The sequence below is a fragment of the Bradyrhizobium sp. Ken51 genome, from assembly GCF_055807435.1.
In genome coordinates, this window is the sequence record NZ_JBVVPB010000033.1 from 1 (window position 1) to 18,865 (window position 18,865).

At 61.5% G+C, this 18,865-nt stretch carries 24 protein-coding genes; 6 read left to right on the forward strand and 18 right to left on the reverse strand.

Going from position 1 to position 18,865, the window contains the following annotated elements; genetic code table 11:
- The 3 genes from AC0L27_RS34275 to AC0L27_RS34285 all read left to right on the forward strand — a co-directional run.
- A partial coding sequence (locus AC0L27_RS34275) for an ATP dependent DNA ligase (RefSeq protein WP_473322174.1) occupies window positions 1–621 on the forward strand: 621 nt, incomplete at its 5' end.
- A gap of 185 nt (window positions 622–806) precedes the next feature.
- Entirely contained in the window at window positions 807–983 is a 177-nt protein-coding gene (locus AC0L27_RS34280) for a DUF3606 domain-containing protein (RefSeq protein WP_106946516.1), read from the forward strand.
- A gap of 58 nt (window positions 984–1,041) precedes the next feature.
- Window positions 1,042–1,251: a hypothetical protein gene (locus AC0L27_RS34285; RefSeq protein WP_473322176.1), complete on the forward strand. Its 210-nt coding sequence runs from the start codon at window positions 1,042–1,044 to the stop codon at window positions 1,249–1,251.
- Window positions 1,252–1,256: 5 nt separating this feature from the next.
- On the opposite strand, the gene AC0L27_RS34290 is transcribed toward AC0L27_RS34285, so the two are convergent.
- The 12 genes from AC0L27_RS34290 to AC0L27_RS34345 all read right to left on the reverse strand — a co-directional run bounded on the left by AC0L27_RS34290 (window position 1,257) and on the right by AC0L27_RS34345 (window position 10,569).
- Window positions 1,257–1,484, reverse strand: coding sequence for a hypothetical protein (locus tag AC0L27_RS34290; RefSeq protein ID WP_473322177.1), 228 nt, complete (start codon window positions 1,482–1,484; stop codon window positions 1,257–1,259).
- A complete protein-coding gene (locus tag AC0L27_RS34295; RefSeq protein ID WP_473322179.1) occupies window positions 1,481–1,774 on the reverse strand; it encodes a hypothetical protein in 294 nt (97 codons plus the stop codon). The genes AC0L27_RS34290 and AC0L27_RS34295 overlap by 4 nt, the downstream gene beginning before the upstream one ends.
- Before the next feature lie 111 nt (window positions 1,775–1,885).
- Entirely contained in the window at window positions 1,886–2,260 is a 375-nt protein-coding gene (locus AC0L27_RS34300; RefSeq protein WP_473322181.1) for a hypothetical protein, read from the reverse strand.
- A gap of 730 nt (window positions 2,261–2,990) precedes the next feature.
- On the reverse strand, window positions 2,991–3,836 hold the full coding sequence (locus AC0L27_RS34305) for a hypothetical protein (protein ID WP_473322182.1): 846 nt from the start codon (window positions 3,834–3,836) through the stop codon (window positions 2,991–2,993).
- Between the two features lie 475 nt (window positions 3,837–4,311).
- Window positions 4,312–5,115, reverse strand: a complete 804-nt coding sequence (locus tag AC0L27_RS34310; RefSeq protein ID WP_473322183.1) for a DUF6602 domain-containing protein — start codon at window positions 5,113–5,115, stop codon at window positions 4,312–4,314.
- 2 nt (window positions 5,116–5,117) lie between these two features.
- Complete coding sequence (locus AC0L27_RS34315) at window positions 5,118–5,978, reverse strand: hypothetical protein (RefSeq protein WP_473322185.1); 861 nt, start codon at window positions 5,976–5,978, stop codon at window positions 5,118–5,120.
- Complete coding sequence (locus AC0L27_RS34320; RefSeq protein ID WP_473322186.1) at window positions 5,954–6,334, reverse strand: hypothetical protein; 381 nt, start codon at window positions 6,332–6,334, stop codon at window positions 5,954–5,956. The genes AC0L27_RS34315 and AC0L27_RS34320 overlap by 25 nt, the downstream gene beginning before the upstream one ends.
- Before the next feature lie 87 nt (window positions 6,335–6,421).
- Entirely contained in the window at window positions 6,422–6,814 is a 393-nt protein-coding gene (locus AC0L27_RS34325) for a hypothetical protein (RefSeq protein ID WP_473322188.1), read from the reverse strand.
- A gap of 1,379 nt (window positions 6,815–8,193) precedes the next feature.
- A complete protein-coding gene (locus AC0L27_RS34330; protein ID WP_354209575.1) occupies window positions 8,194–8,670 on the reverse strand; it encodes a Crp/Fnr family transcriptional regulator in 477 nt (158 codons plus the stop codon).
- 196 nt (window positions 8,671–8,866) lie between these two features.
- Window positions 8,867–9,496, reverse strand: coding sequence for a ferric reductase-like transmembrane domain-containing protein (locus tag AC0L27_RS34335; protein WP_473322189.1), 630 nt, complete (start codon window positions 9,494–9,496; stop codon window positions 8,867–8,869).
- An 11-nt stretch (window positions 9,497–9,507) separates the two neighbouring features.
- Window positions 9,508–10,011 (reverse strand): peptidase associated/transthyretin-like domain-containing protein, encoded by a 504-nt coding sequence (locus AC0L27_RS34340; RefSeq protein ID WP_354209577.1) that lies wholly within the window; start codon window positions 10,009–10,011, stop codon window positions 9,508–9,510.
- A gap of 135 nt (window positions 10,012–10,146) precedes the next feature.
- Window positions 10,147–10,569, reverse strand: a complete 423-nt coding sequence (locus tag AC0L27_RS34345; protein WP_275174002.1) for an MgtC/SapB family protein — start codon at window positions 10,567–10,569, stop codon at window positions 10,147–10,149.
- A 229-nt stretch (window positions 10,570–10,798) separates the two neighbouring features.
- On the opposite strand from AC0L27_RS34345, the gene AC0L27_RS34350 reads away from it, so the two are divergent.
- Window positions 10,799–11,806, forward strand: a complete 1,008-nt coding sequence (locus tag AC0L27_RS34350; RefSeq protein ID WP_354209578.1) for an LLM class flavin-dependent oxidoreductase — start codon at window positions 10,799–10,801, stop codon at window positions 11,804–11,806.
- A 140-nt stretch (window positions 11,807–11,946) separates the two neighbouring features.
- Here the strand turns inward: AC0L27_RS34350 and AC0L27_RS34355 are convergent, their stop codons facing one another.
- From AC0L27_RS34355 to AC0L27_RS34380, 6 genes are read right to left on the reverse strand one after another with little or no spacing between them, the layout of a single operon-like run.
- The gene (locus AC0L27_RS34355) at window positions 11,947–12,822 is read right to left on the reverse strand and encodes an amidohydrolase family protein (RefSeq protein ID WP_354209579.1); all 876 of its coding nucleotides are present in this window, start codon (window positions 12,820–12,822) and stop codon (window positions 11,947–11,949) included.
- Between the two features lie 13 nt (window positions 12,823–12,835).
- Window positions 12,836–13,228 carry a RidA family protein gene (locus AC0L27_RS34360; protein ID WP_354209580.1) on the reverse strand — a complete coding sequence of 131 codons (393 nt, stop codon included), beginning with the start codon at window positions 13,226–13,228 and terminating at the stop codon, window positions 12,836–12,838.
- A 25-nt stretch (window positions 13,229–13,253) separates the two neighbouring features.
- Window positions 13,254–14,057, reverse strand: a complete 804-nt coding sequence (gene hpaH / locus AC0L27_RS34365) for a 2-oxo-hept-4-ene-1,7-dioate hydratase (protein ID WP_354209581.1) — start codon at window positions 14,055–14,057, stop codon at window positions 13,254–13,256.
- A gap of 3 nt (window positions 14,058–14,060) precedes the next feature.
- Window positions 14,061–14,921 carry a fumarylacetoacetate hydrolase family protein gene (locus tag AC0L27_RS34370; RefSeq protein ID WP_354209582.1) on the reverse strand — a complete coding sequence of 287 codons (861 nt, stop codon included), beginning with the start codon at window positions 14,919–14,921 and terminating at the stop codon, window positions 14,061–14,063.
- Between the two features lie 44 nt (window positions 14,922–14,965).
- Window positions 14,966–15,583 carry a flavin reductase family protein gene (locus tag AC0L27_RS34375; protein ID WP_354209583.1) on the reverse strand — a complete coding sequence of 206 codons (618 nt, stop codon included), beginning with the start codon at window positions 15,581–15,583 and terminating at the stop codon, window positions 14,966–14,968.
- 3 nt (window positions 15,584–15,586) lie between these two features.
- Window positions 15,587–16,552 carry a Bug family tripartite tricarboxylate transporter substrate binding protein gene (locus tag AC0L27_RS34380; protein WP_354101175.1) on the reverse strand — a complete coding sequence of 322 codons (966 nt, stop codon included), beginning with the start codon at window positions 16,550–16,552 and terminating at the stop codon, window positions 15,587–15,589.
- Window positions 16,553–16,683: 131 nt separating this feature from the next.
- Here AC0L27_RS34380 and AC0L27_RS34385 point away from each other — a divergent pair, with 131 nt between their 5' ends.
- Window positions 16,684–17,484 carry an IclR family transcriptional regulator gene (locus tag AC0L27_RS34385; protein WP_354209584.1) on the forward strand — a complete coding sequence of 267 codons (801 nt, stop codon included), beginning with the start codon at window positions 16,684–16,686 and terminating at the stop codon, window positions 17,482–17,484.
- A gap of 81 nt (window positions 17,485–17,565) precedes the next feature.
- On the forward strand, window positions 17,566–18,861 hold the full coding sequence (locus tag AC0L27_RS34390; RefSeq protein WP_354209585.1) for an O-acetylhomoserine aminocarboxypropyltransferase: 1,296 nt from the start codon (window positions 17,566–17,568) through the stop codon (window positions 18,859–18,861).
- Window positions 18,862–18,865 lie beyond the last annotated feature (4 nt).

Consider the following 18,865-nt stretch of genomic DNA (forward strand, 5'->3'; position numbering starts at 1 on the left):
GACCTCGGCAGAGGCGACCAGGACCGCCTCGTTTTCTTCGCCTTCGATCTCCTGTGGCTGGACGGCGTAGACCTCCGGAAATATGCGCAGCTTGCTCGGAAAGAGCTGCTGAAGCAGCTCATAGACGAGAACGGGCTGGAAGCACCGATCTTCTACAGCGAGCACCATGAAGGTGACGGTCAGGCGTTGTTCGAGGCGGCGAGCAAGCTCAACTACGAGGGCATCGTCTCCAAGCGAGTGGATGCCCCTTACCGGTCGGACCGGGTTGAGGCCTGGCAGAAGATCAAGACGGTGCAGCGCGAAAAATTCCCTGTCGTCGGTTTCGTCAAGGACCCGTCCGGCGTTGCGGCCCTCTACCTCGGCAAGCAGGAAGGGAAGGAGCTGCGCTATATGGGGAAGGTCGGCACGGGCTGGAGCCGGACGAAGTCGGCGGAGATCCGCAAGGCTCTCGATACCGTCGTCAGCCCGAAGCAGAAGCTCACCAAACCCGTCAAGAAACCGAAGGCGACATGGGTCGAGCCGAAGTTCTACGCCGACATCGAATACCGGGACATCACCTCCGAGGGCCTGCTACGGGCCAGCTCATTCAAGGGGCTCAGCAAAGGAACGCGGCGTTCCTGACGGCGTTTTCTCCACCAGTGAGTGGAGTACCGGCATGCCGGATCGCGTAACCCAAGCGGTAAAAGAAGCCCAGGCCATCCTGGCTCGCTATGTCGAGCCCGGGCCGAGGGACGCCGAAAACACGATCAATGACCTGCTGGCCGATCTCGATGATGAGCGGCTCGTCCAGGCGATGGAGGAGGAAGATGAGCGACAGTCTCACCAAACGGGACCAGCGCGACCGTAGCAAGATCAACATGCATGAAGACTTCGAGGTCAAGTATTGGACTAAGGCGCTTGGTGTCTCGAAGGACGAGCTGCAGAAGGCCGTCGACAAAGTAGGCAATTCGGCCGCCGCCGTTCGCAAACAATTGGCGGTGTAACCGAGGCGCGCGGTATGCTTGCGATCTTTGGAGCAAGGCCCGCGCGCTTTTCCATGCCATGATCAATCCCAACTGTCCCATCTGCTTCGGCATCGGCTTTGTCTGCGAGAACCACCCGGACCGGGCCTGGAGCGAAGAGCTTGGCTGTCAATGTGGTGCCGGTGATCCGTGCGCCTGCAATAGGTCGCCGGACATCGACGCAGGAATCGAAGAGCCGGATGCCAGCCACATCATTCCCGACACGGGCGCGAAGAAGCGTCGCCACTAATCCTGTCACCGCCACGGCTTTGAAGCTCGCCGCTTCAGCGCCTTCAGCATCGCCGGCTTGTCTCGGACGAATTGCGCGACCTGCTCTTGTTCGCTGTCAGTGAGCAGATACGTCATTTTTTGGCTAAGCATGTTCTGCTCGCCAAAACTGGAGCCAGGCGGTGGGTTGCTGATCGTCCAGGCGATCAGCGCGAGCTGGCGTTTAGTCGGCTTGCTGGGTGCTGCGCTGGTCATGGCTGCTTCAGCCGCTTTTGGAAAGCCTCAAACAGATCGTCCAGGCAGCAATGCTCGCCGTCCGGAAAACGGAACCCGCCGGTGGGATAGCCGATGGCGTAGAGACCGTCCGGTTCGCAGTCGTCGCCGCCGTAATCGTAGATCGGAATGATCCGGCCATGATCGGGGTGGCCTTCGACGCCCCACGCCACTACTGGATGGAAGTCGATGCTGCAGACGCCATCATCGAAATCGAACTGCGGTATCGCCACGGTGCAGTCGTCGTCATCGTCATCATCTTCGTCGGTCATGGTGTCACTTCAATCCCCTCAGCATCGCCATCGATGATGATGGCCGAGATGGCACCCACTTCAGTTCCTCTAACCTCTCTTGATCAGGAGCCTCACAAAGCTCGCCTCACTTCAGGCGACGCCCCGCTTATCGAAGTCGGCCACGAGCTTCGCTTCGAATCCGTTGAGGTTATCGGGCGCAGCGACGATGTCGCAGTCGAAATTCCACATCTCGACATAGTCGCCGACGTTGCCCGGATGATCCGGATTATGGGTCGGCATCGTCAGCACCAGCCACGTCAGCATCATCATCTGAGGCCCCGGGTCTACTCCCGGAATGAAGCGGCCTTTTGTGACGACTGTGTGCAGCATCGAATGCGCCAGCGCCTGTTTCGTGACATTGCCCTTCGCCGCCAGCCGAGCAATTTCCTGGTCCATCCGTGCGACGGTGTCGGCATCGCCCTCCCAATGGAAGATCTTTTTGCCGTTAATCGAAACATTGAGCATGCGGAAGCCTCCTCGCTGCACAAGCGGCGACCCGGTCGCCCTGTCAGAAGAGACCGGATCGCCTAGACGTCATGCGGGGCTTTGGGGCCTACGACGCGACGTGTTCAAGGATGCCTAGGGGCTCTGACAGGGCCTGCGCCGATTCAATGCCTGCCGCAGGTTGGAGTAAAGAACTCCAAGGTAGCGCGGAAAATCAGCTTCGAGAGACGGTTGATCTGGCCTTGCAACGATTGATATTTTTGGCCTGATTAAATTTTCAAAGCTCGCCCAATACCAACCGTGGGACGCGTCGATTTGCAACGAGGCCGCGTGATGTGCGCCGTTCCTAAAATCGGGCTGGCGACTCCGTAGTTTCTTCGGGCGGGGTTGCCTCCACGATCTGGTTGTGCGGATTGCAACTGCGGGAATAAGGCGTATGATTCGAAAGTGATTTGCGAACCATCGGGGGGCAGCATGGCAGCGCCACACCTCGTTTTCATTGTCGCATTCATTGGGCTCGGCGTTCTTTCAGCTTCCTCGCGTATTTGCTGGTATTGGGCTAACCTTTGGTCCGCAGCCAAGCGGCGCGATCTGCCAACAGCTTGAAGTGGTCGCAATGCATGGTTCGCGGGGGAGTCGCCATAGACCGCCGTGTGCTCTCGCGGCTGCAACTTCATCTCATGAACCCGGCAGTTGCAGGCGCAAGAACTGCCACAACGGCCTCGATCCCAACTCGCGCGTCCTCTCGCGGTTAAAACGGGTACTCTTCTACCTCAACATCCAACTCGATAGGGAAATCGAACGTGCCTTCATTAGTTACAATGCGAACTGTGGCTCGTCCTGCAATCTTGTAGCTGTCTTTAAAAACAACCTCTTTTTCACTTTCGAAAGTTGTCTCTAATGTTCTTTCGCCTGTGATTTTAATTTGGGCCCACGACTTGGCCTGCAGCCGTCGGACCGGTGTCCGAACAAAATAGCTGCTCCAATCTTTAGCGACTGCGCTCGGGCGCGCGGCACATTCTTGGCCGTCTTGGGTGAATGTCCATCCTCTTCCCGCTTCGAAGTAGATGGCCTCGATCTCGGGAGAGGCGACTGTCGTGTCATTGTTTAAGTCGAATACCAGATCAACCTTGGCACTGGCCCGCCAACTGCTTTTCTCTAGCAGGCCCCATATCCGGTTCAATCGCACCGTTAGCACCGATTGCCGATTGGTGAACTCGGACTTGAGCCATTCGAGATCCTTTTCAAGCGCTTGCCTCAGGTTTTGTATTGAGTCGCCGTAAATCAGGTGACGATGATGCTTGAGATCGAACGGAATGTCGTCGGCTCTGGAAGTAAGAAGTAGGCAGAGTTTGCTCTTGGCGTGAGCGTATCCGGTTTCGTAAAATACGTTGGGGTTACGCCCGGTCAGGTCGGCAATGATAAGATCCGCAGCATCAATCTGGTTGTAGATGCGCTCTAGGATATTCTCTTTGTGAAATATCTGCTCATCAACCCGCTCGGCTCGGATACCTAGCTTCTCAGCCGTCTCTTTAATCCCGAGTTTGTAGACATCATCGAAAGCAGCGTCGAAGGGCATTAAGACGAATGCAAACATGGGTGCTCACCTGCGAATCGCGAGCGTAAACGGTGACACAATGCAGGGTAGCAGCGACAGGATTACGAGGCTTGTCCCGGTTATTCACAGGCTATTTGGACGGTCACTGCATCGTCAGCCGGTTCGTCCGCGAGAGGCCGCTGCGAACCCCTTCGATACCTGCGTTTCCGAATCGCGTCACCGAGCACGCGCCCCGCGCGTCGAGCACCACGAGGTGAAACGGGCGCTCGAAATTATTCGCAGCCCCCAACGAAGTCGGAGATCAGCTAGCCGAAGCGCTGCTGGGCGCGCTCATTCATGCGGGCCAGCTTAGCACACAGAGGACGCTCTGATCGGCGAGCGCACAGCGCGGTGGTCGATGGCAACCAAGGCATCCGCTCAAAGCCGCAAAAGACGTCAAAGGCCGCGCGGCTGATCTCGGGATCATCCGATAAGGCGGTGCGAGCCTGCGTGGTGCCTTAGCGAGTAAGTGGGACTATGATGAAGGGATTGACGCATTGCGATCCGCTGGCCCGAACATTAACCGGCGCACGGGCATTTCAGCGGTGAGGCGCTGCAGCAAGCTATGAGTGTCAATGCCGATGAGCTTGATCCCACTAAGCATCGTCTGCAGATACATGATCCAGACGGCGACAGCTTTTTCGGTTTCCGCGATCACATGGTTTGTGCCAATTAGTGCGGGCTGTGCGGACGTTCTCGCAATGTAAATGAACTTGCCTGGAACAACGAGGTAGTCGATTGCCACATCGAGCTTCAACATGTCCAAAAGCGTGTCCAGCGCAATCTTGTTGTCAAACGCGAAGACACCGAACAACGGGACGTTATAGGACTCTCCGATTTTCATGCCCGGGCCCGCCTCGACTCGGACGTAGGGCAGCAATTGCGCTGCATTCGAAATTTTTACGCTCCGCTTCATGGAACGGTATTTCTCAATTTTTCGAATGCAGTCCTTTAGCTCGGTAATGGTCAGAGTCGACTTGCATTCAATCGCTCCGAAACACGATTCGAAGGGTGCTAAAATCTTGCCCGACCCATCGCTGAAGATCGGCGAGAAGACGGAGTCGTAGATGATGAGATCGACCTCGCCGGAGTTAGCTCCCGCAGAGTCGAACATTTCGCCTTTGGAAAAACCAAAATTAGAGGGCATAACTTTGCGCAGATATTCGCTGACCGCGCTTTCTCGCGAGTCGCCCGCATTTCCGCGATGCTCAAATACAGTGTCGTACTGCGCGACCAAAGAGCCGCTGAACTTCATCAAGGCCTCGGCAAACTTGTCCATTATTACCTAGCTCTTGCGCTGATCGTTGTTTCGGCACGGGACGCTTCGCGGCGGAGGACGCTCATCAGTTCACCGGGCGCGCAGATTTCAAATGGATGCTTGGTCTCGGCATCCAGCAGGCCCCTATCGGTCGCAGCGAAGGCAAGCACGGCGAACGATTGACGAAAGGTGGCGAGAAACATTGCCATGCGGTCACCCTCCGCGAGCCGCCACTGATATTCGAACTGATTCGAGACCTCGAACTTTCCTTGGCGCAACGTGGTCGGTGGCAACAGGTGCTCAAAAACGCTCTGGGGAAATGTGCCATCAAGGCGGTCAACATTTGAAAACCACCTCCCAACAACGCCACCAGAGGTCGGCAAAACTTTCTTTGTGAGTTCGTAGTAGAGGGAAAATCCGATCTTAAACGCGAAGGTCTGCATGTGAGACGAGACCAGCGGCCCATCGGTGCGAAGCAACCCGCCATTTTCCTTACGCCACCCTGCAGCCGATTGCTGCTCGGGAGGGATGTACATTTCCTGGAGAAGGCCGGGAATGTTGTTGTTGATTGCTGAAAAGATGTTCTTCACCTCCGCGCGGCCCGCCTCCGTTTCTGAATCCGGCATGGATCGGCCGACCATAGCCGCGACCAGATCAGCATGCTTGGTGCCGCCGTTGCACCGTTCGCAACTTCCAAATTCAAGACCCTTTGGACGTCGGCGCTGCGTGAACATGATAATCGGCGGAACATGATCGACAGTCCTCGCAGGAATGTTGCCGCCGCAGTAGATGCACCACGGGCAGGCGTCCAGAACGGTGGCATGCGCGCGGCGCTTTTGTTTGCTCTCGCCCATTGCGATCAGCCCGGCGTCCGCCGCTTCCAATCATCTATCAGGGTGATCGTGCGGGTGGCTTGCTCACCGGGCAATGTTTGACACTCCAAGTAGAGAGACACTAGCGCCCCGCCAAATGCGCTCACCCGGCTCGTATGGGCCATCAGGTTGTCACCGCGAGTCGAGAAGGCTGTCCGTGCTGCTGCCATTATACCTTTTGACATCGCGGCCTTAGCGCTATTTTCCAATGAGGCAGGTATTTCGGACATCATTGCTTCGAAAGCTGATGTAACTAGCTGCTGGTCCAGCGCGTTCATTCGGTCCCAGCGCTGCAATGTATCTTCGACTTCCTTTTTTGCTTCGATTGCTCGCGCTTCAGCCCATCGCTTCTTAATTCCTTCAAACATAACCTGCTCCCCCGTCGATCACCGAATAAGCGGATAGGCCCTAGCCCGAAGGAGCGCGAGCGTCAGCAAATGCGATTACCGTCTTGGTCATCGCGGCAAACAGGCCTTTAGCGACTCGCATCGAGTACACACACCCGCACTTTGGGATGGCGCAAAAACTATGCCTGAAGGATCGATTGACTGACGTGAATTGATCACGCGCATGTCCTTCTGCACCGTCAACAGCCCAACCGGCGTACCGTCGGCATTCAATTCGACGAATACGTGAGCCCCCATGCGGTCGCCGAAAGCAAAAGCCTTGTTTCCAATGCCGGGCGAGATGCCGATCCGCGCGTATTGACCGTCGTTCTGATTCGTATCGGGGGGAGACGTGATGAAAATGCTGTCGCTGAAGCCTTCGATTTTGCACCTCAGCACGTCAGCCGAGGCGTCCGTCGCCAGAACGGCTATCGCGGCCAACGCAAGCAGGATCTTGGACATCAGATTCGTCATCCGTTGATTGTAGCCCGACCGCTACACCCGCCGCCAGACTTCACCGCATCCACAGGGCTCGATAGGACTTCATATAAATTTATCAGCCAGAACGCCTCGAAAATCGCGACACGAATGTAGACACACCCACATCAATGCATTGATATATCTGTACTTTCCGAGCAAATACTCTCCCTGCGCAGTGGGTTGACGGCTTATGCCGCGCTCTCCCCGGCGACGAGTTCCTTTTTGTCGCCGTCGCCTTGCGAATTGACGATGCATTGAGACCCGGTAGAGCCCCGATGCATCTCCGCAAGGCTTGACCGTAGCAACGACGGCCAGGACCACACGATTTTGCCGTACGCAGCGATCCGGCTTCGCCCAAAGGCTTCGCCGGACACGTCCTGCTTCGCCCAAAGGGCTTCGCAGGGCGTTGGCGCCGTTCGTCCGCACCCTAGGCAAGACCTCACGAGGTTCATCTCGCCCTGGTCCCGCCTTCGTGCCCGACGCTGCCGCGTCCACCGCTCCCCGATCCACGTTTCGTTACGACGGACGATCGCCCCTCTCCCTGGACCGGGATGACGGATTGATACTGCGATTCCGAATTTCGGTAAAGTGGAATATTTTTATGGGAGGGGATTGACGGGGTTTTGCGGGAGGCGGGTGTTTTGCCCGACGGGTCGCCCTTGGCCACGCGTGCTGCTTTCGACATACTCGGCGAATCCAAGAGGCAATCCTGCGACAGGGGGTCTCAGCGTCACTGCGAGCAACTAATATTCGGCAATCTGGAATAGTCGAATGGCGTGGGAAAAGATCGTCAAGCGAATTGGGATGGGTTGTTGCCCAGAATGTCAAAGCCCTGGCTTTGACTATCAAGAAGGCGCAAATCCTCACGACGATGAAAGAGCCGCGGTCCGATGTCCGAACTGCGGATGGAAAGGGATGCTTGGCCAAATGCGCATCATCCCGGAGCCGGGCACAAATTAGAGCATTCCCACAAATGAGTGGCGTGAAACGAACGTCATCGATCGTCCTGCTCGCGCGATTGGTGGGCTTCACGCTTTGTGGAGCCGTTCTCGGATTCGCGGCTATGCTGATCGGAACCTCGGTTCTGAGTCGCGTAAAGGGAGGCATTCATGGCGATTGGACGCTCGTTGTGCTCATTGGAATCCTCGTTTGCTTTGCTCTAGGTGGAGTTGCAGGGGCCAAAGGAGCCACCCGCCTCGTCAAGTCCCGGCGCAGCTAAGGAATTGTTCGGTGGCCAAGCATGCATGATCGCAAACTCGTAGGATGGGTAGAGCGAAGCGAAACCCATCGAAGCATCGTGCGGTGGCGAAACATGATGGGTTTCGCAAGTGCTCTACCCATCCTTACGCATTATCACTTGATCACTTCTCGTCACCCATCTGATACCCCGCAAAGCGATCGTCGCTGCGGCGCAGCCGTCGGCAAAGCTCGCGATTGATGTTCTGCAGGACGATCACGTAGGCGTGGATATCGGCCTTGTAGCAGGCGTAGAGCTTCTGGGCCGTCAGCTCGTAAAGCACGGTCGGACTCTCCGCGACCACCGTGGCGGATCGATTCTGCATTTCGATCAGCGTCATTTCACCGAAGAAATCGCCGGGCTCCAGAACGGAAATCGGGATGACGCTTCCCGAATTCGCCCGTTTGCTCACCGCCAGCCGGCCGGACTTGACGATGAACAGCGAGCGTCCGGGATCGCCCTCCGTCACGACGGTTGCTCCGGTATCAAATCGGCACTCGACCAACATCGACATCAGGAGGTCGAGACTTTGATCCGGGATACCGCCGAAGAACGGTGTGGCGAGCAGGAATGCTTTCAGGTCGGGGACACTGACGGCCATCTCGTGATGGATAAGCCTCGGCGCCATCAGCGGCAAGCAGAGGAGACATCGGCGCTGACGATGCTCAACGTGTTGGAACAAGGCGGTCAGTGAAAATTTCGTAGCTCGTAGGGTGGGCAAAGCGAAGCGTGCCCACCAACCACTATTGATAGATAGATGGTGGGCACGGCGCTACGCGCCTTTGCCCACCCTACGCTTACTGCCGCGCAACACTCTCGCCGCGCAACGTTCGCCTTCTCCAGAGATCAACCATGACCTTGACGGTCGCCGCGAGCACGGCTGCGCACAGCGCCCCCTTCGACACCGTCTCCATTGTCCCCTCGATCAGCAGGCAATGGGCGACGCTGCCTGCGACGATGACGATCGCGAGCGGAATATGGACGATGCGCCAGGTGCGCAGCCGCAGGCCCAATCGCCGGCGGAGTGGCGCCAGAAGCGCGACGATGAAGATGGCCCACATGGCGTTCACGCCGAAGGGGGAGAACGGCGTCGGTGAGGTATAGGTCAGAGCGTCGATCATATCGGGCGGACTGGTGATCCAGAGGCCGGCGACATGGATCACCATCGCCAGAGCGAGCGCGCCGCCGATCCACTGATGGGCGCGCCGGCCGCGATAGGCCGACAGGCCCGGCAGATATCCGCCGATCAGCAGGGGCTGAACGAGCACGAGACCGAGCGCAATGATCCCGGCGAAGCCGGCGAGGATGTAGACCGGGCCGCGCCATGCGAGCTGTTCGCTTCCCGCAGCGAGCGCGATCGGCACGCCGATGGCCAAGGCAAGGGCGACCCAGATCAGGGGCGCCCGGGCCGATCTCCGCCCCTGCATCTCCAATGCGATCAGGCCGCCTGCAGGACGAAGTGCGCCTCGAGGCTGGTTTCCTTTGCGCTCCGCATCACCGGCCGCAGAAAGACTGTTTTGAACTCGCCGCTGTCATAGGCGAGGTGGCCATGCGGCTGACCGAAGATGGGAATGATCTGCGGCATCTCGAGCCGGAACTTGCCGTCCTTGTCGGTCAGCGTGGCCCCATGACTCTGCGGCTCGTGCTCTTGGCCTTCGGTGGTGTGCGCCCAGATCTGGATGCGCTGCCCAGCCAGTGGAGCCCCGTCGCCGGCGCGGCGGACGGTGCCACTCATCCAGAAGCCGCCCTTGCCGATCCGCTCCACGATCGCCGCGCCCTTGCGGTAATTGTTCGCCCCGCCCGACATCGTTTCGGTCGGTGCAAGGCCGTCCGCGCGGGCCGGCAACAGCAGGCCGGGAACACCGGTTGCCAAGACCCCGGTTGCTACGATCGAGCCGCCCGCGGCGAGGAGGCTCCGGCGATTAAGTACGACCGCGGTCATGTCGGTTCCTCCTGGCGAGCGTCGATTGGGTTAGTGAGTGTACAACAACAGGCGCCAGACGCCCAGTTGGGCCGAGGGGCGCAACGGGTCGCAATGACGGTGTTGTGAACGGGGTGCAGGCCGCCCGCATATGCATCAATGATCGTCGTCTTCCTTGACCAGCGTCAACAAGCGAAGCGTCAAGAACGTGAATACGGCGACCGTCACCGCGACATCGTAAGCGCCGAGCCCGACGGAGACGCCGATGGCGCCGGTCGCCCAGAGGCTCGCGGCCGTCGCGGTGCCCTGCACCGAATTTCCCTGCTTGAGAATAGCGCCACCGCCGATGAAGCCGATGCCGGTGATGAGGCCCTCGATCACCTTTGCCATCCCGTCAGGCGAATGCACGAGCAGGCTTTCGCTGGCCTGCACGAAGCCGCAGCTTGCCATTGCGACCAGCGGAAAGGTGCGCAAGCCCGCGCTTCGCGCCCGCTTCTCGCGATCCCAGCCAATGGGAACGGCGAGCGCGAAGGCCGCAGCCAGCGCAACGACATGAACGCCGATGTTGAATCTGTCCAAAGAAAGCCCCCGAAATGAAAATCGTCGCCATTGACCAAACCGGCCGGCAACGCCGCAATGCGGCCCGCGGTTTCAGTGCAGGCGGATTTGCCGCATGCATCAGCAGCGAGGACTTCGCCTCCGCGTAAGGAGGCGGCGCAGCACAATGATCGCTTCGGCTGGTATTCCTGCGGCCGGCTCCTACATGTCGAGTCCACGTTCCCATCGCACGCGCCGTCCGGACCCGCCCATGATCCCTTTCTCCGTACTCGACCTCGCTCCCATCCGTCAGGGCGGAGACGCATCACAGGCATTTCGCAATTCGCTCGATCTCGCCCAGCATGCGGAAGCCTGGGGCTACAAGCGCTTCTGGCTGGCCGAGCATCACAACATGACGGGCATCGCGAGCGCGGCGACGTCGGTGGTGATCGGGCATGTCGCGGGCGGGACAAAAACGATCCGGGTCGGGTCCGGCGGGATCATGCTGCCGAACCATTCGCCGTTGGTCATCGCCGAGCAGTTCGGCACGCTGGCCTCGCTCTATCCCGGGCGGATCGATCTCGGGCTCGGCCGCGCGCCAGGCACCGACCAGTTCACCGCGCGCGCGCTGCGGCGCGATCTCGCCACCAGTTCCGAGAATTTTCCGCAGGACGTGCTGGAGCTGCAGGCGCTGCTCGGCGACGTGCAGCCGAACCAGGCCATCCGCGCCGTGCCGGGCATGGGGACGAAGGTGCCGCTGTGGATCCTGGGATCCAGCACCTTTGGCGCGCAGCTCGCAGGCATGCTCGGCCTGCCGTTCGCGTTCGCCTCGCATTTCGCGCCGCAGATGATGATGCCGGCGCTGCGGGAGTATCGCGCGCGGTTCGAGCCCTCGGCGCAGCTCGACAAGCCCTACGCGATGGTCGGAGTCAACGTGTTCGCCGCCGACAGCGACGCGGACGCGCAGCGCATGTTCTCATCGCTGCAGCAGCAGTTCATCAATCTGCGCCGCGGCACGCCCGGCCCGCTGCCGCCGCCGGTCGACGACATGGACGCGCTGTGGTCGCCGGCTGAGAAGGCGATGGTGGGCCAGTCGCTGTCCTGCTCGGCGGTCGGCTCGCCTGCCGTGGTCGAGCAGAAGCTGAAGGCGCTGATCGCGGAGACCGGCGCGGACGAATTGATGACCACGGGCCAGATCTACGACCACGCCGCGCGCCTGCGCTCGTTCGAGATTGCGGCTGGGGTGCGCGACAGGCTGGCTTCACAGCCGGCCGCGTGAGCGCAGTGGGTGCAGTTCACGAGGTCGTCATGCCCGGGCTTGTCCCGGGCATCCACGTTCTTAGTGCCGCGTGGCGACGCGTGGATGGCCGGGACTAGCCCGGCCATGACGTTGTGGAAGCCTTGGTGCCCGCTCTCCCCTCAATCCGGAAAGCCGAACAGCTTTGCCGGATTGTGCACCAAGATCTTCTCCAGCTCCGTCTGATCAGGCGCGTAGCGGTACATCAGCTCCAGCAGATCGGCGTCGTTGGGCGGCTGCTTGACCGAGACCGGATGCGGCCAGTCGCTGGCCCAAACGCAGCGGTCGACCGCCGCCTCGATATAGGCGCGCGCGATCGGGATGACGTCATCGTAGGGTGGGCCGAGCTTCGAGGTCTTCTCGCCGAGCGACAGCATCACCCAGAAATTGCCCTTGGCGAGCAGCTCGAGCATCTTGCGCAAATTCGGATCGTTGCTGCCGGCTTCCGGATCGGGCCGCGCCATGTGGTCGATCAGCACGGGCACGTCGAGATTCTCGTATTTGGCGACGCTGGAGACGATGCCGTCCTTCTCGGGCTGGATCTTGACGTACCAGCCGAGCTCGCGGATGCGCGCAATGGCGCGGGCGAAATCGGCATCCGACAGCACGGCGCCGAGCTCCTGGCGGAAGCTGAAGCGCGCGCCGCGAACACCTGCGTCATGCAGCTTTGCGAGATAAGCGTCGTTCGCCTCGGCGAACACCAGGGCGTTGGCGCAGCCGCGATAGTTCGGGCCCATCGCGGCGAGACCGTCGAGAACGACGGCATGATCGGCGCCATAGGTGGTGGTCTGCACGATGATGCCGCGCTCGATGCCGAGCGTCTTGTGCACGCGCAGCGCCGCTTCCCAGGTCGCGGTCGGCATCCGATAGGCCGCACCCGGACGTTCCGGATATTTGTCCACGGGACCCAGGACGTGAAACTGGCTGTCGACGGTTTTGGGCGGCGGCGCCTTGACCGGGCGGCGCGGATTCGGGTCGAACGGCAGATAGGTCGGCATGCGCAAAACTCCCTCAGTCGATCATGGCGGTGAAGTCGCACTGCACCAGCGCGTCGCCGTCCATGTTGTCCATCGGCAGCGCGTGGCGCGCCGGGCGCGAATGCTCGTCCGGAAACATCTTCAGCCACTCGACATTCACGGGCCCGCGTTGCGTACGGTCCTTCAGCCACACCGTCATCTTAATGATGTCGTCCGTGGTGCCGCCGGCGGCCTCGACCGTCGCCTTCATATGCGCGAACATGTTGGCGCATTGCGCGTCCAGGCTCTCGGGCATTGTGCCGGCCGCATCGCGGCCGAGGATGACGCCCGACATCACGAGGTTGCCGATGCGGCAGGCGTTCGGAATCGGGTTGGCGTGCTTGAAGCCGCCGATATGGATGCTCTTGCGCCGCGTTTGACCAATCATTGTGCGATCCCTCTTGCTTATTGGTTCAGACGAACTGGCACGACACCGAGCCGAACGCGCCATAGTCGGCATGAAAAGTGTCGCCGCGGCGGATGTCGACCGGCCGCGTGAACGATCCCGCCAGCACCACCTCGCCGGCGGCGAGATGCTCGTCATGCGGCGCGAGGCGGTTGGCGAGCCAAGCGATGCCGTTGGCGGGATGATTGAGCACACCGGCGGCAAGCCCGGTTTCCTCGACCTCGCCGTTGCGGAACAGCAGCGCGCCGATCCAGCGCATGTCCGCATCCATCGAACGGAACGGCCGGCCGCCGAGCACCAGCGCGGCGTTCGCCGCGTTGTCCGAGATCGTGTCCATGACCTTTCGCGCCTTGCCAGTTTCGGGATCGACGCGGTGCATGCGCGTCTCCAGAATCTCCAGCGCCGGGGTCACGTAGTCGGTGGCGTTGAGCACGTCGAAGATGGTGCAATCGGGCCCGCGCAGCGGCGCCTTCAACACGAAGGCGAGTTCGACTTCGATTCGCGGTGCGTGAAAGCGGTCGAACGGGATAGGCGTGGCATCGGCATAGAACATGTCGGCGAACAGCACGCCGTAGTCGGGCTCGGAAATGCCGACCGCGTTCTGCATCGCCTTCGAGGTCAGGCCGATCTTGTGGCCCTTGATGACCCGGCCGCGACCGAGCTGAAGTTTTGTCCAGGCGCGCTGAACGGCATAGGCATCCTCGATGCTGAAATCGGGACAATCTTTCGTGAACATCGTGATCAGCGTCTTGGTGCGCTCGGCTTCGTCGAGCCGCGCGGCAAGGCGTTCGATGGTGGCGGCATCCAGCATGGCTCAGCTCTCCGCCGCGACGGTGTTGCGCAGCACGCCGATGCGGCTGGATTCGACCTCGACGACATCGCCGACTTTCAGCCAGCGCGGCGGGTCGAAGCGGGCGCCTGCCCCGGTCGGCGTGCCCGTCACGATCATGTCGCCGGGCTTGAGGGTTGCGAAGGTCGAGAGATAGGAGATCAGAAAATCGAACGGGAACATCAGCCGCTCGGTGGTGTCCTGCTGCCGCACCTCGCCGTTCACGCGCGTGACGATGTCATGAGGCCCGCGCGGGTCGAGCTCGTCCGATGTGACGATCCACGGACCGATGCTGCCGGAGCGGTCGAAATTCTTGCCTTGCGTGACATTGAACTTGCCGTGGCGCAGCCAGTCGCGGATCGTGCCCTCGTTGCACAGCGTCATGCCGAAAATGTGGGACCAGGCCTTTTCGCGCGGGATGTGCCGGCCACCCTGGCCGATCACGATGACGAGCTCGCCTTCGTAGTCGAGCTGATCGGAGATCTCAGGCTTCTCCAGCGGCTGACCGGAGCCTGTCATCGAGGACATGCTGCGCACGAACAGGCTGGGATATTTGGGCAGGTCGGAGCTGTCTTTATACTCCGCATTGCGCTCGGCGTAATTGACACCGATGCACCAGAGCTTTTCCGGCGCCAGCACCGGCGGAAGCAGCACGAGATCGTCGAGTGCGTAGTCCGGCTTTTGTCCGGCGACGGCTTCCTGCGCGTCGGCCAGCGCATTGGCCGCGATCAGCGCCCTCACATCGGAGAAGTCACGGCCGATCCGCCGGGTCAGGTCGACGACACCGCCGTCGATGGCGGCACCGTAGCGCGGCTCTCCGTCCACGAGATAACTCAGGAGTCGCATGGTCGTTCTCCAATGGTCTTGTGGCGCGCGCAGGGGCGGCGCGCTCAGTCTTTCGATTTGGGAGTCTGGAACACGCCGCGCAGCGTCACGATCTCGCCGAGCCGGGCGTAGCGCGGGCCGCCGACGCGTGCGATCGGATCGAGCGCCGCGGTTTCGACCTTGCCGTCGTTCACGAGGCCATCGCGGAGGTGGAACATCACGACTTCGCCGACGATCAGGCGGCTGCGGGCGTCGCCGAATTCGAGGCACTGCCGGAAGCGGCATTCCATCGCGACGGGTGCAATGCTGAGCCGCGGCACCTTGATGCGCTCGCTCGGGATCGTCTCGAGACCCAACTCCGCGACCTCGCTGATCTCAGGCGGGTGCTCGACCGACGAGTCGTGCACGGCCTGCATCAGCGGGGTATCGGCGATGTGGATGACATATTCCTCGGTGTCGAGAATGTTATGCGCGGTGTCCTTGTAGTCCGCGCCCTTGCGGCCGACGCTGATGGCCAGCATCGGCGGCTTCTGCGAGACGAAGGTGAAGGCGCTGAACGGCGCGAGGTTGAGCACGCCTGCGCGGGACAGGCTCGTCACCCAGGCAATGGGGCGCGGCACCACGATGCCGGTCATCAGCCGGTAGATGCGTTCGGCGCCGAGCTCGGTGGGGTCGATCCGCATCGATCAATCCGCCTTGATGTTGGCCTTGCGCACGATCGGAATCCATTTGGCGTCCTCGCGTTCGAGATAGGCCTTGAATTCGTCGGGGGTCATCGCGACGGCTTCGCCGCCGAGCTTCTCGAACTTGTCGACCACGGCCGGGTCCTTCAAAATCGCGGTCAGCGCCTCGTGCAGCTTGTCGACCACGGGCGCCGGCGTGCCTGCCGGTGCGAACAGGCCGGTGAAGGTCTGGCCGTCAAAGTCCTTGTAGCCGAGCTCGGCGAAGGTCGGCACGTCGGGCAGCGACTTCAGGCGGTGCGGGCTGGTGACGGCCAGCGCCCGGAACAGGCCGGCCTTGATGTGCTGCAGGCTGACCGTGAGCTGGTCGAACGCGAACTGCACCTGCCCGCCGAGCAGATCGTTGACCGCTGGCGCATTGCCGCGATAGTGCGCGGTGACCCATTGCAGATCGAGGCTGGACTGCATCAGCTCGCTGAGCAGATGGTTGGTGGTGCCGGGACCGGGCGAGGCCATCGTCAGCTTGCCGGGCTCGCGCTTGGCGAGGTCGATGAATTCCTTGAAATTCGTCGCCTGCACGGAAGGATGAACCTCGAGCACCAGCGGCGTCATGGAGATCGTCGTGATCGGCAGGAAATCCTTCTTCCAGCTATAGACGTCGCGCTTATTGATTTCGGTCGCGAACAGCACCGGGCCGTTCGCGCCGACGAACAGCGTGTAGCCGTCGGGCGCGGACTTCGCGAAGGCCTCGCCCGCGATCATGCCGCCGGCACCCGCCTTGTTCTCGATGATGAAGGGCTGGCCGAGCTTTTCCTGGAGCTTGTCGGCGATAATGCGCGCGGCGCTGTCGACATTGCCGCCGGCCGGATAGGGCACGATCAGCTTGACGTTGCGCGACGGCCATTGCTGGCCCCACGCCGGTCCCGTCAACATCGCCGCTGCGGCAGCTATGGCAATCCAGATTAATCTCATGTTAACCTCCCGGCGGCGCTTCCAATTTTACGTCGATTTGCCTGAATTCGTACACGGCATCTCGATTCGGGGCGCAATCTCCAGATGCGCGCTTTACCTGTCGAGCGAATTGTGGCGTTCTTGTCCATATTATGGACAAGACCACTTCCGCGAAATCCGCCCGCCGCATGACGGAGCCGCGACAGGGGGCGCAGGCGATCCGGCGCGCGCTCGCGGTGCTGCGCATTCTTGCCGCGGGCCGCGAAGACGGCGTGCCGCTGGTCGAGGTGGTGCAGGCGACCGGCCTCATCCGCCCGACCGTGCACCGCATCGTGCACGTGCTGATCGAGGAAGGCATCGTCGAACGGCACGACAAAACCGGGCGCTACGCGATCGGCAACCAGGTGCCGGAGCTCGCGCTCGCCCGGGCCCGGCCGTCGCGGCTGCTGATCGCCGCAAATCCGTCGCTGCAACGCGCCTCCACCGAGATCGGCGACACGCTGTTCCTGACGGTGCGGACCGGCAACGACACGCTGTGCGTCGATCGCAGGATCGGAATCTATCCGATCCAGGTGCTGTCGATCGAAGTCGGCGCGCGCCGGCCGCTCGGCGTCTCCAGCGCAGGCGTTGCCATCTTGGCCGCGATGCCGGCCCAGGACGCGCGCAAAATCGTCGTAGCCAATGAGAAGCGATTCGAGGCCTACCAGACCGACGCTGCGATGGTGCTGGGCCAGGTCACAGCCGCGAGGCGGCTGGGGTACGGTATGAGGGAAATTGGTCTCGTGCAGGGCACGAAATCGATCTCGACCTGGATCAAGACCCCGGACGGCCGCCCCGCTGCCGCGATGACCGTCTCCGCCGTTCGCACGAGGCTCGGCCCACGCCGCGAACAGGAGGTCGCGGAGATCCTGCTGCGGGAGGCGCGGATCATCGAGCAGGCGATCCGGGGTTAGGCAACCCTGTCAATGGGCTGACTTCGCGCGCCGTTTTGTGGCACAAGAGCCGCCTCCGCCGACCGAGCAACGAGGCCCCGCATGCCCGCGCCAAAACCGCCCGCCTTCGAGACCCTGAGCCTGCATGCGGGCCAGCATCCGGATCCCGCGACCGGCGCCCGCGCCGTGCCGATCTACCAGACCACGTCCTACGTGTTCCAGGATTCCGATCACGCCGCAGCGTTGTTCAATCTCGAGCGCGCGGGTCACATCTATACGCGCATTTCCAATCCGACCACCGGCGTGCTCGAGGAACGGCTGGCGGCGCTGGAGGGCGGCGTCGGCGCGATCTGCACCGCGAGCGGCATGGCCGCGCTGCATCTGGCCATCGCGACGCTTCTGAACGCCGGCGACCATATCGTCGCGTCGAGCTCGCTCTATGGCGGCACCATCAACCTTCTGGCGCACACGCTGCCGCGCTTCGGCATCACCACCAGCTTCGTCAAGCCGCGCGATCTCGAAGCGTTTCGCGCGGCGATCAGGCCGAACACGAAGCTGGTGATCGGCGAGACCATCGGCAATCCCGGGCTTGAGGTTCTTGATATTCCGAAGGTCGCGGCGATCGCGCACGATGCGAAAATTCCGCTGCTGATCGACAACACGTTTGCCACCCCCTATCTCAGCCGCCCGATCGAGCTCGGCGCCGACATCGTCATGCACTCGGCGACCAAATGGATCGGCGGCCACGGCATCGCGATCGGCGGCGCCATCGTCGACGGCGGCCGGTTCGATTGGCGTTCATCCGGAAAATTCGGCGTACTGACCGAGCCCTATGGCGGCTATCACGGCATTGTCTTCGACGAGCAATTCGGCACCGCGGCCTTCATCATGCGCGCGCGGACCGAAGGCCTGCGCGATTTCGGCGCCTGTCTGTCGCCGACCAACGCGTTCCAGCTGTTGCAGGGCGTCGAGACGCTCGGCGTACGCATGGACCGCCACATCCAGAACACGCACCTCGTGCTGGAAGCGCTGAAGGCCAACAAGGCCGTGGATTGGGTGCTGCATCCCTCGCTCGAGGACCACGCGGACTACCAGCTGGCAAAGACACTGCTGCCGCGCGGCGCCGGCTCGATCGTCTCCTTCGGCATCAAGGGCGGCCGGCCTGCTGGCCGCAAGTTCATCGAATCGCTGCGCATGATCAGCCATCTCGCCAATGTCGGCGACGCCAAGACGCTGGTGATCCACCCGGCGTCAACCACGCACCAGCAGATGGACACCGAGCAGCTCAAGGCCTCCGGCATTGGCGAGGAGCTGGTGCGGCTCTCGGTCGGCATCGAGACCGCAAGCGACATCATCGACGATCTCGCGCAGGCGCTGCGCATCTCGCAAAAGGTCTGACACC

Coding starts and splice junctions, on each gene's coding strand:
- AC0L27_RS34335 (WP_473322189.1), bottom strand. CDS start 9,496: ATGCAGGGGCGGAGATCGGCCCGGGCGCCCCTGATCTGGGTCGCCCTT.
- AC0L27_RS34385 (WP_354209584.1), top strand. CDS start 16,684: ATGGACAAGACCACTTCCGCGAAATCCGCCCGCCGCATGACGGAGCCG.
- AC0L27_RS34285 (WP_473322176.1), top strand. CDS start 1,042: ATGATCAATCCCAACTGTCCCATCTGCTTCGGCATCGGCTTTGTCTGC.
- AC0L27_RS34325 (WP_473322188.1), bottom strand. CDS start 6,814: ATGTCCAAGATCCTGCTTGCGTTGGCCGCGATAGCCGTTCTGGCGACG.
- AC0L27_RS34300 (WP_473322181.1), bottom strand. CDS start 2,260: ATGCTCAATGTTTCGATTAACGGCAAAAAGATCTTCCATTGGGAGGGC.
- AC0L27_RS34280 (WP_106946516.1), top strand. CDS start 807: ATGAGCGACAGTCTCACCAAACGGGACCAGCGCGACCGTAGCAAGATC.
- AC0L27_RS34310 (WP_473322183.1), bottom strand. CDS start 5,115: ATGGACAAGTTTGCCGAGGCCTTGATGAAGTTCAGCGGCTCTTTGGTC.
- AC0L27_RS34390 (WP_354209585.1), top strand. CDS start 17,566: ATGCCCGCGCCAAAACCGCCCGCCTTCGAGACCCTGAGCCTGCATGCG.
- AC0L27_RS34370 (WP_354209582.1), bottom strand. CDS start 14,921: ATGCGACTCCTGAGTTATCTCGTGGACGGAGAGCCGCGCTACGGTGCC.
- AC0L27_RS34305 (WP_473322182.1), bottom strand. CDS start 3,836: ATGTTTGCATTCGTCTTAATGCCCTTCGACGCTGCTTTCGATGATGTC.
- AC0L27_RS34360 (WP_354209580.1), bottom strand. CDS start 13,228: ATGATTGGTCAAACGCGGCGCAAGAGCATCCATATCGGCGGCTTCAAG.
- AC0L27_RS34350 (WP_354209578.1), top strand. CDS start 10,799: ATGATCCCTTTCTCCGTACTCGACCTCGCTCCCATCCGTCAGGGCGGA.
- AC0L27_RS34290 (WP_473322177.1), bottom strand. CDS start 1,484: ATGACCAGCGCAGCACCCAGCAAGCCGACTAAACGCCAGCTCGCGCTG.
- hpaH (WP_354209581.1), bottom strand. CDS start 14,057: ATGCTGGATGCCGCCACCATCGAACGCCTTGCCGCGCGGCTCGACGAA.
- AC0L27_RS34295 (WP_473322179.1), bottom strand. CDS start 1,774: ATGACCGACGAAGATGATGACGATGACGACGACTGCACCGTGGCGATA.
- AC0L27_RS34375 (WP_354209583.1), bottom strand. CDS start 15,583: ATGCGGATCGACCCCACCGAGCTCGGCGCCGAACGCATCTACCGGCTG.
- AC0L27_RS34330 (WP_354209575.1), bottom strand. CDS start 8,670: ATGGCCGTCAGTGTCCCCGACCTGAAAGCATTCCTGCTCGCCACACCG.
- AC0L27_RS34320 (WP_473322186.1), bottom strand. CDS start 6,334: ATGTTTGAAGGAATTAAGAAGCGATGGGCTGAAGCGCGAGCAATCGAA.
- AC0L27_RS34380 (WP_354101175.1), bottom strand. CDS start 16,552: ATGAGATTAATCTGGATTGCCATAGCTGCCGCAGCGGCGATGTTGACG.
- AC0L27_RS34340 (WP_354209577.1), bottom strand. CDS start 10,011: ATGACCGCGGTCGTACTTAATCGCCGGAGCCTCCTCGCCGCGGGCGGC.
- AC0L27_RS34355 (WP_354209579.1), bottom strand. CDS start 12,822: ATGCCGACCTATCTGCCGTTCGACCCGAATCCGCGCCGCCCGGTCAAG.